The organism is Ruminococcus intestinalis (genome assembly GCF_014288065.1).
Classification (GTDB): domain Bacteria; phylum Bacillota; class Clostridia; order Oscillospirales; family Acutalibacteraceae; genus Ruminococcoides; species Ruminococcoides intestinale_A.
Genome location: NZ_JACOPS010000007.1, coordinates 73698 through 85004, shown reverse-complemented (window position 1 = coordinate 85004; position 11307 = coordinate 73698). Strand labels below are relative to the sequence as shown.

10 protein-coding genes are annotated in these 11307 nt (G+C 41.2%); 7 read left to right on the top strand and 3 right to left on the bottom strand.

Features of this window, described 5'->3' with window-relative positions; genetic code table 11:
- Positions 1-402: 402 nt before the first annotated feature.
- Positions 403-756 (bottom strand): SpoVA/SpoVAEb family sporulation membrane protein, encoded by a 354-nt coding sequence (locus H8R91_RS11880; protein ID WP_186936399.1) that lies wholly within the window; start codon positions 754-756, stop codon positions 403-405.
- 227 nt (positions 757-983) lie between these two features.
- On the opposite strand from H8R91_RS11880, the gene H8R91_RS11875 reads away from it, so the two are divergent.
- The 4 genes from H8R91_RS11875 to H8R91_RS11860 are packed head-to-tail and all read left to right on the top strand — an operon-like array spanning position 984 to position 5798.
- Complete coding sequence (locus H8R91_RS11875) at positions 984-1943, top strand: ABC transporter ATP-binding protein (RefSeq protein ID WP_186936398.1); 960 nt, start codon at positions 984-986, stop codon at positions 1941-1943.
- Positions 1943-2647: an ABC transporter permease gene (locus H8R91_RS11870; RefSeq protein ID WP_022233884.1), complete on the top strand. Its 705-nt coding sequence runs from the start codon at positions 1943-1945 to the stop codon at positions 2645-2647. Before H8R91_RS11875 ends, H8R91_RS11870 begins: the two co-directional genes overlap by 1 nt.
- A 14-nt stretch (positions 2648-2661) precedes the next feature.
- Complete coding sequence (locus H8R91_RS11865; RefSeq protein ID WP_186936397.1) at positions 2662-4248, top strand: GldG family protein; 1587 nt, start codon at positions 2662-2664, stop codon at positions 4246-4248.
- Positions 4248-5798, top strand: a complete 1551-nt coding sequence (locus tag H8R91_RS11860) for a DUF4340 domain-containing protein (RefSeq protein ID WP_186936396.1) — start codon at positions 4248-4250, stop codon at positions 5796-5798. Before H8R91_RS11865 ends, H8R91_RS11860 begins: the two co-directional genes overlap by 1 nt.
- Positions 5799-6391: 593 nt before the next feature.
- Here H8R91_RS11860 and H8R91_RS11855 read toward each other — a convergent pair.
- Both H8R91_RS11855 and H8R91_RS11850 read right to left on the bottom strand, forming a co-directional pair.
- On the bottom strand, positions 6392-7339 hold the full coding sequence (locus H8R91_RS11855) for a transketolase family protein (protein WP_186936395.1): 948 nt from the start codon (positions 7337-7339) through the stop codon (positions 6392-6394).
- Positions 7339-8187: a transketolase gene (locus H8R91_RS11850; protein WP_022234133.1), complete on the bottom strand. Its 849-nt coding sequence runs from the start codon at positions 8185-8187 to the stop codon at positions 7339-7341. Before H8R91_RS11850 ends, H8R91_RS11855 begins: the two co-directional genes overlap by 1 nt.
- 317 nt (positions 8188-8504) lie before the next feature.
- Between H8R91_RS11850 and H8R91_RS11845 the strand changes: the two genes are divergently transcribed.
- The 3 genes from H8R91_RS11845 to H8R91_RS11835 all read left to right on the top strand — a co-directional run bounded on the left by H8R91_RS11845 (position 8505) and on the right by H8R91_RS11835 (position 11282).
- Positions 8505-9695 carry an aminotransferase-like domain-containing protein gene (locus tag H8R91_RS11845; RefSeq protein WP_186936394.1) on the top strand — a complete coding sequence of 397 codons (1191 nt, stop codon included), beginning with the start codon at positions 8505-8507 and terminating at the stop codon, positions 9693-9695.
- 12 nt (positions 9696-9707) lie between these two features.
- Entirely contained in the window at positions 9708-10706 is a 999-nt protein-coding gene (trpS, locus tag H8R91_RS11840; protein ID WP_186936393.1) for a tryptophan--tRNA ligase, read from the top strand.
- 318 nt (positions 10707-11024) lie between these two features.
- Entirely contained in the window at positions 11025-11282 is a 258-nt protein-coding gene (locus H8R91_RS11835) for a hypothetical protein (RefSeq protein WP_186936392.1), read from the top strand.
- The last annotated feature ends 25 nt before the right edge of the window (positions 11283-11307 follow it).

Below are 11307 nucleotides of genomic sequence, written 5' to 3'. Positions count from 1 at the left end.
CTGTAGTATCAACGGTAGCAGCACTTGCCACTGTTGAGAATGCAAAGGTTGTGCTTGACATAACGGTGCAAAGTGCAATTGCAACGCTTGTCGCTTTTAGCATTCCGTGCTTGTTCATTAGTTTGATTACTCCTTTCAAAATTAATTTAAAGGGCAATCTGCCCTATTTTTGAATTTCTGTCATAAATAATATTATCACATAATTATCAAAATTACCATAATTTTACTAATTAAAAAATAAATACGGCAATATTTACAAATAGTTTGAGCTACTTATGTGTATTATGCCTTATGCTTTGTAAAATTTAAAGGAGTCGACTATGCTTATACGATGCTTTATGTAAGGTCAAAAAAAGCAAAGGAACCCGACATAGCAATCGGATTCCTTTTTGAAAAAACATATTATTTGTCGCCCGACTTAGTGATTAAACCTGCAATCAAGCCAAAGAATATTGCCGCAGAAATACCTGCCGCAGCACTTTTAAGTCCGCCCGTGAGAATACCGAGAGCTCCGTCTGCGGCAAGTCCCTCTTTTACGCCCTGACTCATCAAAAAACCAAAACCGCTGATAGGAACTGCCGCTCCTGCGCCCGCAAACTCGGCGAAGGGTTCATAAAGTCCGACTGCGCCCAAAATCACACCTGCCACCACAAAGCCTGTAAGTATTCGGGCGGGAGTAAGTTTTGTTTTGTCAATTAAAATCTGACCGATTACGCAAATAAGTCCGCCTGTCCAAAATGCATTTATATAATCCATAACAATTCCTCTTTACAAGATTTTATTACCTTTAGTTATTTGCAAATGTGCGATTTTTATTCCGAAATGTGACAGAAAAATGAAAATTTGTGTAGCCGCTATGATTTTTCATAAAAAATATACACAAAACTGTTTTTATATAGTATAATATATGCTGTTGCGATATGACTTTGCGGAGTACACAAAGTTTTTATATGCTTACTATTATTAAGGAGTGAACAAGTCACATGGTTGAGGTTAAAAAACTCACAAAAAATTACGGCAACATCAAAGCTGTTGATAATATCAGCTTTACTGTTGGCGAGGGCGAAATCCTCGGATTTCTTGGCCCGAACGGTGCCGGAAAATCTACCACTATGAATATAATCACAGGGTATATTTCTTCCACATCGGGCACAGTAACTATTGACGGAAAGGAAATACTTGAAAATCCGAAAGAGGCAAAGGCAAAAATCGGTTACCTCCCCGAAATTCCACCGCTTTACACTGATATGACGGTGAAAAAGTATCTTGAATTTATGTTTGACCTCAAAAAGGTTAAACTTCCTAAAAAAGAACACATTGAAGAGGTTATGCGACTTGTTCGTATTACCGAACAGGCAGACAGAATTATTAAAAACCTCTCAAAAGGTTATCGTCAGCGTGTCGGTTTTGCCCAGGCTTTGCTCGGCAATCCGCCCGTGCTTATTCTGGACGAGCCGACTGTCGGACTTGACCCTATGCAGATTATCGAAATCAGAAAACTTATTAAAAGTCTTGGCAAAAAGCATACCATTATATTATCTTCTCATGTGTTGTCGGAAATTTCCGCAACCTGCGACAGAATTCTTGTTATTTCAAACGGTAAAATAGTTGCCGATGCAAAGACAGACGAGCTTTCGTCTTCTACCGCAGGCGAAGAAAAACTTGCGCTTGTGGTCGAGGGTGCCGCTTCGGATATTATCTCTGCAATCAAAAACATTCCTGCGGTTATTCGTGTAAATAAAATCTCCGAAAAGAACGGCAACTCGGCAAAATATATGGTTGAGTACGAAAAAGATCACGACGTATGCCGTGATGTATTTAACGCAATGGCAAGAATCGGCTGTCCGATTCTTGATATGCAGTCGGGCAACGAAACACTTGAGGAAATGTTCCTTAAGCTTACTGCTAACGGCAATTATGACACAGTCGGAGGTAAAAAATAATGGTGGCAATTTTAAAGCGAGAGCTTTCTTCTTATTTTAATTCAGCCGTTGCCTATGTTGTAATGGCGGTATATTTCCTGTTTTCGGGCTTGTTTTTCAGTATGATTTGTATTGAAAACGATACTTCAAGCCTTTCCTATGTTTTCGGAAATATGTTTATTATTATTCTTTTTATAATTCCTATTATCACAATGAAGAGCTTTTCAGAGGAAAAGCGTCAGCGTACAGACCAGGCGCTCCTTACATCGCCTACAAGCCTTTTTGAAATTGTAATGGGCAAGTTCCTCGGAGCACTTATTCTCTTTGCAATATGCTCGCTTATCTTTGTTGTATATGCACTTGTAATTTCATTCTTCACTTCTCCCGACTGGGCGGTTGTGCTTTGTACCGTACTCGGACTTTTGCTTTTAGGCTCTGCTCTTATTGCAATTGACATTTTCATCTCTGTACTTACAGAAAGTATGATTATTTCCGCAGTTGCAGGTATGGGCGTAGGTCTTCTTATTTATATGCTAAGCAACCTTTCAAGCAACATCACCGTTGACTGGATCGCAACTATTGTTAAAAAAATTGATTTTCTTACATACTACACAAACTTTACATACGGTATGCTTAATCTTACAGACATTATATTCTTTTTAAGTGTTACGGGATTGTTCTTGTTCTTTACCGCCCGTGTACTTGAAAAAAGACGCTGGAGCTAAGGAGGTAAAGAGCAATGAGCGAATTGAAAAAAGACACCGTGGCAGAAAACACTGCCGAAGTTAAAACAAAAAAAGCCGACGATAAAGCGGCTAAGACCGAAAAAACCGAAAAGCCTAAGAAAGACAAGAAAAACGGCGGATTTAAGAATTTCTTAAAATCAAGAAAAGCCCGCCACGGCTCAATTGCGGCGGCAATTGTTGCAATTGTAATCGCACTTGTTATCGTTCTCAACATAGTGGTTTCGCTTCTCGTTGGAAGATTCCCGAATATGGTTCTTGACTTTACCAAAGAATCTTCATTTGCACTTGAAAACGACACTATAGACTATGTTTCTCACATTGACAAAGACATTACAATCACTGTTCTTACAACAGAAGAAAAGTTTGAGGGTTCGGGTGCGTATTACATTCAGGCAAACAAACTCCTTGAAAAAATGGAGAGCGCATCAAATGGCAAAATCAAACTTAATTACATTGACCTTTCAAGCAATCCGTCTATTTCACAGAAATACGCAGACGCAGATTGGAGCAAAAACTCAAATATGATGATCGTCGAGTGCGGCGACCAGTACAGAGTGCTTACAATTGACGACTGCTTTGAATACGACAAGGATTACTATTCACAGTACGGCACTTACTATGTAACATCTTCACTTGTTGAGCAGGCCGTTGTTACAGCTATTCTCAATGTTACTACAGAAGACAAAGTTGTAGTTGATATGATTACAGGTAACCAGGAGCAGGATTCGTCGGCAATCAAAACTCTTTTACAGAACAACGCTTATCAGGTAAACGATGTTTCTCTCGCTACAGGCGACCTTGATGAGGAAGCTAAGTTTGCAATCCTTTATGCACCGTCTGTTGACCTTGACGAAAGCACAGTCGAAAAGATTTCAAAGTGGCTTGACAATGACGGCAAATACGGCAGAAACCTTATCTTTATCCCTACAGAAAACAATGTAGACACTCCAAACATTGACAGTCTTTTAAACGAGTGGGGTATGCAGGTAAATCCGGGCTATGTTTATGAAACAAGCACAGACCGCCTTGTAAGCAACAGCTCACCGTACATCTTCACAGTTGACTACACCGACTACTACACAACAGGACTTAAAAATCCTAATATCCCTGTTGTAACACTCTTTGCAAGAAGCGTTACACTTTCGGATTCAAGCGTTTCACATGCACTTCTTACAACATCTACATCAGCAGGTATTTACCCGACAGACGCAGATGACACTTGGAATTACAAAAACGGCGTTACAGGCGAAAATATTAATGTTGCCGCCGAGGGCGTTAAGTCAAATACAGACAATGCATCTTCAAAGGTAGTTGTTTTCGGTTCATATTCAATGTTTACTTCTGACATTATGTCATACAACAGCTTTAACAATTCAGGCTACTTTATGAATATGATTAACACACTTGCAGATAAGGACGATGCGGGTATTACCATTGAGGGTAAATCAATGCAGAATGCCGAGCTCGGAATTACCGATGCAACAACAAAGAACACTCTCTTCGTTATATTTGTAATCGTAGTTCCTGTTGCAGTTCTCATAACAGGCATTGTAATGTGGTTACGCAGGAGGAACAAATAATGAAAAAGAATGTTAAACTTCTTATTATAATCGCAGCCGCAGCAGTTGTGCTCGTAGGCGTAATGCTGTTGCTGATATTCCTGCCGAAATCAGGCGATAACGCAGACCCGATGGACGGCATTGACCCGGGTATCGATATGTCAACATCTGTTGATGGAAACGGTATGCACCAGGCAACCATCAAAACAAACGATAAGGGCGAAATTGAAAATAACAGCTACGGTACTTTGATTGATTATGTGCCTGCAAAGATTTCAACAATCAATGTTGAAAACACATCGGGTACACTCGACATAAAGTCCGAAACTCCCGTTGATGATAACGGCAAGACAGAAAAAACCATTTATACTCTTGTAGGCTTTGAAGATTTTGATTTGCAGACAGGCTACTCCGATGCAATCGCAAACGATGCTGCGGCACTTGATTTCAGCAAAGTAATCAGCCTTGACGGTGCAAAATCTTCGGAGTGCGGTTTTGACAATCCAAAAGCAACAGTCCTTGTTACATATACAGACAATACAAAGGCTAAATTCATTGTAGGCGGCGATGCTCCGTCATCGGCAGGAACATATGTAAAGTTCGGTACATCCGACACAATCTACCTTGTAGCAAGCGATGCCGTAGACTCGTTCTCATACAGCCTTACCGATATGTTCTCAAAGGCAATCAACGATGCCGCATCGGATACAGACAATTCACAGTTCAGCAAAATTACACTTTCGGGTAAAAACTTCCCGCAAGCCGTAGTTCTTGAACCGAACAACGACGGAAAGAACTCCGCTGCAACAGTTATCACTTCACCTAATAAGGCTTACGCAAGCGAAGATGCAAGCAGTAAGGTATCGGGTGCAATCAGAGGCTTGTATGCCAAGTCGGTAAAAATGGTAAAACCGTCCGACGCTCAACTCAAAGAACTCGGACTGGCAGATCCGTATGTAACTCTTGAGGCTGTGTATCCGGACACAACAATAAACCTTATTGCATCACAGCCTGACGGCTCGGGCAATGTAAACATTATGGAAAAGGGCGGAAAAGTTGTTTATTCAATGGCATCCGCAAACTTGCCTTGGGTAGATATGAGTTACGAAAAACTTTCGTCAGAGTATGTTCTCCATCCGCTTATGACGGCTGTTTCCACACTTACGGTAAACAACGGTTCCGACACTTATACTTTTGACATTGGCACAAAGGAAACCGCTACAACAAACGAAGACGGCGAGGAATCAACTACAACCACAACATCTGTAATGTACGGTGACAGTGAGATTAACTCATCATACTTCTCAACATTCTTCCAGAACCTTACATTACTTAAGAAAAGCGACACAAGCAGTGACAAGCCAAGCGGAAAGGCGGTATTTACAGCCGAGTACAAATATACAGATGGCAGTACAGATACAGTTAAATTCTATGATGCAGGCGGAAACAAATACCTTGCAGAGGTAAACGGCATAAGCGTAGGACACCTTTACAAGACAAATCCAAGTAAACTTATAGAACAGGTTAAAACTGTAGCAAATAATAAAGAGGTTTCAGACTTCGCAATATAATTTGTTATAATTAAACGCTGCACAGCCCGATTCAAGAAACGAATCGGGCTGTGTTTTTGCTCTTTGTAAAAATTAGGTTTAGCAAAGTGCTTTGTCAAGGCAATTATAAAAGTTTGGTCGACCTTTTCAAAGGTTGTGGGTGTGGGCAAAGCTCACAAATACTTTCCGTTTATGCAATCTAACGATAGTCAAACAGCTTGCTGTTTGGCGGCTTGAACACAACGGCGAAAGCCTTTGCGAGAGCAACAAAAGAAAATAAACATCATTTTCATAGTCAACGCAATGCGTTGTCTATGTTTTTAGCATTTCTGTTTATAATGGCTGTCGCCTGTTTTAACAAACTAAGTCTTAGCACGCAAACAGCGTGGCTGTTTGTGACCGAAGAATTGTTATATCGAACGATTTTATGGGCGCTGCCCAAACCCGCAAGCCTTTAAAAAGGCTTGACCTAAATTTTTAATTATTTCGCTTAACCCGTGCGATACACCATAATTACCCGGCTTTTTATAAAAACCCTAAAAACCACAAAACGCAAAAACCGCCCGACATCACTATGCCGAGCGGTAATTTTTATATTAAATTAAAATTCTAAATTACTTATCCTGAGCAGCTGCTTTGATTTTCTTTGCAAGGTGCGGAGCGGTAAGCTCAAACTTATCGAGAAGTTCAAGTGCAGGACCGCTGTAACCAAAGCAATCGTTTACGCCAACCTTTGTTACCTTAACAGGATATTCCTCACTTACTACAGAACATACAGCGTCACCAAGACCACCGATTACATTATGCTCTTCAATAGTGATAATTCTGCCTGTTTCTTTTGCAGCCTTAACGATGATTTCTCTGTCGATAGGCTTGATTGTGTGAATATTAATAAGGCGAGCGTTAATGCCCTCTTCCTTAAGCTGCTTACAAGCCTTAAGAGCCTCATTTACACAAAGACCTGTTGCAATAACTGCCACATCGTCACCGTCAAGGAGTGTAATACCCTTGCCAAGTTCAAATGTATAAGTTTCAGGGTCGTTAAAGCTCTCAATAGCAAGTCTGCCAAGACGGATATATACAGGACCGTCGTACTCGATAGCTGCCTTTGTTGCAGCCATCATCTCGTAGTGGTCGGCAGGGTTGATAACTACCATACCCGGAATTGTACGCATAATACCGATATCCTCAAGGCACTGGTGAGTTGCACCGTCTTCACCTGTAGAAATACCTGCGTGGCTACCTGCAATCTTAACATTAAGGTGCGGATAAGCAACCGAGTTTCTGATCTGCTCAAATGCTCTGCCTGTTGCAAACATTGCAAATGATGCCGCTACAGGAATTTTGCCTGCTGCCGCAAGACCTGCCGCAACGCCTACCATATTGCCCTCGGCAATACCGCAGTCGAAAAATCTTTCGGGAAATTCCTTTTTAAAAATACTTGTCTTTGTTGCCGCTGCAAGGTCAGCGTCAAATACAACGATGTCCTTGTTAGTCTTAGCAAGCTCGCAAAGTGCCATACCAAAGCTCTCACGAGTAGCAATTTTCTTTGATTCAGCCATTAGCAGTTGCCCTCCAATCTGTCAATTTCAGCCTGAAGCTCGGCTGTAGCCTGCTCGTACTGCTCTTTGTTAGGAGCAGTGCCGTGCCAGCCAACCTGATTTTCCATAAATGAAACGCCCTTGCCCTTTACTGTCTTTGCAAGGATAGCAACAGGCTTGCCCTTAACTTCTCTTGCCTTGTTAAGTGCGTCCTCAATCTGATTGAAGTCATGACCGTCTATCTTAAACACTTCAAAACCAAAACTCTCAAACTTTTTGTCGAGCGGCTCAATGCCTGCAACTTCGTCAACTGTACCGTCAATCTGTAAACCGTTCTGGTCAACGAAAATCACAAGATTGTCAAGCTTATTGTGAGCGGCAAACATAGCAGCCTCCCATACCTGACCTTCTTCAACCTCGCCGTCGCCGAGTACAGAATATACACGGTAGCTCTTGTTGCTGATTTTTGCGGAAAGCGCCATACCGCAAGCCGCAGAAATACCCTGTCCGAGTGAGCCTGTGCTCATATCAATGCCGGGTGTGCCCTTCATATCGGGGTGACCCTGTAACATTGCGCCTACATGACGGAGCTTTGAAAGCTCGTCCCATTCAAAATAGCCCTTAAGTGCAAGAACCGCATAAAGGCTTGGGCAACAATGGCCCTTTGAAAGAACAAAACGATCTCTGTCCTCCCACTTAGGATTCTTAGGGTCAACATTCATTTCCTTAAAGTAGAGATATGTGAAAATATCCGCTGCCGAAAGGCTACCGCCCGGATGTCCCGACTTAGCACAAAAAGTGCCGAGAATTGCTCCCATTCTTGCCTTTGTTGCAAGGATTTGGAGTTGCTTGATTTCTGAACTGTCCATTCCATTATCCTCCTGATTAACCTTAATATAAGTAATCAATTTCATATACATAGTAACATAATTGCAATAATTTATTTTTCGATATTGGAATTAAACCGCATTTTCATTAATTATGTCGGAACTTTCTTTAATTATTTTTACAACAGACTGAAATTGCAGATTATTTGTTTGTATTTTTAGCATAATTTTCAAAAAATTACGGCATAAATTGTAGCTTTTCCCTCTCGGTAGCTTGAATATTTTTGCCTATCGTGTTACAATAAAATATATTGCTTTTTGACTTTATCAGTTAAAAATGCAAAAAGGAGATTTTTTAAATGGAATATACATTTTCCGACAGGGTTTCTAACCTTAAGCCAAGTGCAATCAGAGAAATTTTTAAATATGCGGCAGACCCCGAGGTTGTATCGCTTTCTGCGGGCAACCCTTCCCCCGACGCCTTTCCCGCAAAGGAAATAGCAGAGATTTCCGCAAAAGTTCTTGCCGAAAATCCTATTTCCGTATTACAGTACAGCGTAAGCGAGGGCTACACTCCCCTGCGCCGACACCTTACCGAATATATGAAAAAAGAACATAACATCGGCAGAGAGGGTGACGATATTTTAATCACCACAGGTGCACAGCAGGTTATGGATTTATGCTCAAAGGCTCTTGTAAACGAGGGTGATGTTGTTATTTGCGAAGCGCCGTCTTTTATCGGTTCGCTCAACACATTCAGAAGTTACAACGCAAAACTTGTCGGCGTTCCCGTTGAGCCTGACGGAATGAGCATTACCGCCCTTGAGCAGGCGCTTAAAGACAACAAAAACGCAAAATTTATTTATACAATACCAAATTTTCAGAATCCGTCGGGCGTTACAATGAGCCTTGAAAAACGCAAGGCTGTTTATGAGCTTGCAAAAAAGTACGGCGTTCTTATTCTTGAGGACAACCCTTACGGAGATTTAAGATACAGCGGCGAATTTATCCCAAACATCAAGAGCTTTGACGAGGACGAAATCGTAATTTACTGCGGTTCGTTTTCAAAGGTAATTTCACCGGGTATGCGTGTTGCTTACTGCATTGCGCCAAAGCAGATTTTCCAAAAACTCGTAGTATGCAAGCAAGGCAGTGATGTTCACACCAATATATGGTCGCAGTATGTTTGCGATGAGTTTATTACAAAATATGACTTCAACGCACATCTTGAAAAATTACGCAAGCTATACACTAAAAAAGCACAATTCTGTATGGATTTGCTCGACAAATACGCAAGTCCCGCAATTACTTATCATAAAATTGACGGCGGACTTTTCATTTGGTGCGACCTGCCAGAAAGCATTGATATGCCGTCATTCTGCAAAGAAGCCGTGCTCAAAAAGGTATGCGTAGTACCGGGCAATGCATTTCTTACAGACGAAAACGAAAAGTGCAACAGTTTCAGAATCAACTTTTCAACACCGACCGACGAACAGCTTGAAAAAGGCATTAAGATACTCGGCGAGCTGGCAAACAGCAAGCTGAAATAAAGGAGAATATTTATGGAAAACGAAAAGAAACAAATCGCATTCAGTGCCATTCAGCCGAGTGGCACAATAACACTTGGCAACTATCTTGGTGCTATCCGCAATTGGGTTACTATGCAGAACGAGTACAACTGCATTTACGCTCTTGCCGATTTACACACCATTACGGTAAGACAAGAGCCGGCTCAAATGAGAAAAAATATTCTCGACGCATACGCTTCAATTCTTGCTTGCGGAATTGATACAGAAAAGAGCCTTTTCTTCATTCAGAGCCATGTGCATACACACGCAGAAATGGCATGGGTGCTCGACTGCTACACACAGTTCGGTGAGCTTTCGAGAATGACACAGTTTAAGGACAAGTCGGCAAAGCACGCAGACAACATAAATGCAGGCTTGTTTACATATCCGTCACTTATGGCAGGCGACATTTTGCTTTATCAGGCAGATAAAGTGCCCGTAGGTGCAGACCAGCAGCAGCACATTGAGATTACAAGAGATATTGCAACCCGTTTTAACGGTCTTTACGGCAATGTTTTCAAAATTCCTGAAGGATTTATTCCAAAGAACGGCGCAAGAGTAATGAGCTTGCAGGACCCGACCAAGAAGATGAGTAAATCGGACGAAAATGTAAACGGCTGCGTACATCTTCTCGACTCACCTGAGGCAATTATGCGCAAATTCAAGCGTGCGATTACTGACAGCGAGGCTCATGTTCACTACGGCGAGGGCAAAGACGGAATCAATAACCTTATGGGTATTTACAGCACAATCACAGGTCTTAGCTTTGAGCAGATTGAGCACGACTTTGAGGGCAAGGGATACGGCGACTTTAAGACAGCTGTCGGCGAGGCAGTTGTAGAAGAACTCCGTCCTATTCGTGAGCGTTATGAGTCATATATCAAGGATAAGGCTTACCTTGAAGAGTGCTACCGTAAAGCGGATGAAATTGCACTTAAAATCAGCAGTCGTACAATGAATAAAGTTATGAAAAAGATTGGCTTTATCTTATAATATTATTTAGATTAAGCGTATTTTAATGATAAAATATTGTTTTTACTAAAACAAAATAATATCGTCCGAGTTTGACCTTTGCTGCAAATTCGGACGATTTTTATTGTATAATAAATGTATATTTTTGAATTAAAACGAATATTTATTGATTGTTAATTTGATAAATATTCATTTTGAGTGTTGTAAAATTTACAGTTTTCGACATTTAATTATAAAAGTTTGGTCAACCTTTTCAAAGGTTGTGGGTGTGGGCAAAGCCCACAAATACTTTTCGTTTACACAATCTAACGATAGCCAAACAGCCTGCTGTTTGGCGGCTTGAATATAACTGCGTTAGCTTTTGCGAGAGCAACAAAAGAAAATACACTTCCCTTTCACGGTCAACGCAATGCTTTGACCGTGTTTTTAGCATTTCCGGTTACAATGGCTATTGCCTGTTTTAACAAACTTAGTTTTAGCACGCAAACAACTACGCTGTTTGCGCCCGAAGAATTGTTATATCGGATGATTTTTATGGGCGCTGCCCAAACCCGCAAGCCTTTAAAAAGGCTTGACCTAAATTTTTTAATCATTTAACCTAAGCACCGTGTTAAACCACAGT

Excerpts from the sequence above, each read along its gene's own strand:
- H8R91_RS11880 (WP_186936399.1), bottom strand. The coding sequence starts at position 756 with ATGGATTATATAAATGCATTTTGGACAGGCGGACTTATTTGCGTAATC.
- H8R91_RS11875 (WP_186936398.1), top strand. The coding sequence starts at position 984 with ATGGTTGAGGTTAAAAAACTCACAAAAAATTACGGCAACATCAAAGCT.
- H8R91_RS11870 (WP_022233884.1), top strand. The coding sequence starts at position 1,943 with ATGGTGGCAATTTTAAAGCGAGAGCTTTCTTCTTATTTTAATTCAGCC.
- H8R91_RS11865 (WP_186936397.1), top strand. The coding sequence starts at position 2,662 with ATGAGCGAATTGAAAAAAGACACCGTGGCAGAAAACACTGCCGAAGTT.
- H8R91_RS11860 (WP_186936396.1), top strand. The coding sequence starts at position 4,248 with ATGAAAAAGAATGTTAAACTTCTTATTATAATCGCAGCCGCAGCAGTT.
- H8R91_RS11855 (WP_186936395.1), bottom strand. The coding sequence starts at position 7,339 with ATGGCTGAATCAAAGAAAATTGCTACTCGTGAGAGCTTTGGTATGGCA.
- H8R91_RS11850 (WP_022234133.1), bottom strand. The coding sequence starts at position 8,187 with ATGGACAGTTCAGAAATCAAGCAACTCCAAATCCTTGCAACAAAGGCA.
- H8R91_RS11845 (WP_186936394.1), top strand. The coding sequence starts at position 8,505 with ATGGAATATACATTTTCCGACAGGGTTTCTAACCTTAAGCCAAGTGCA.
- trpS (WP_186936393.1), top strand. The coding sequence starts at position 9,708 with ATGGAAAACGAAAAGAAACAAATCGCATTCAGTGCCATTCAGCCGAGT.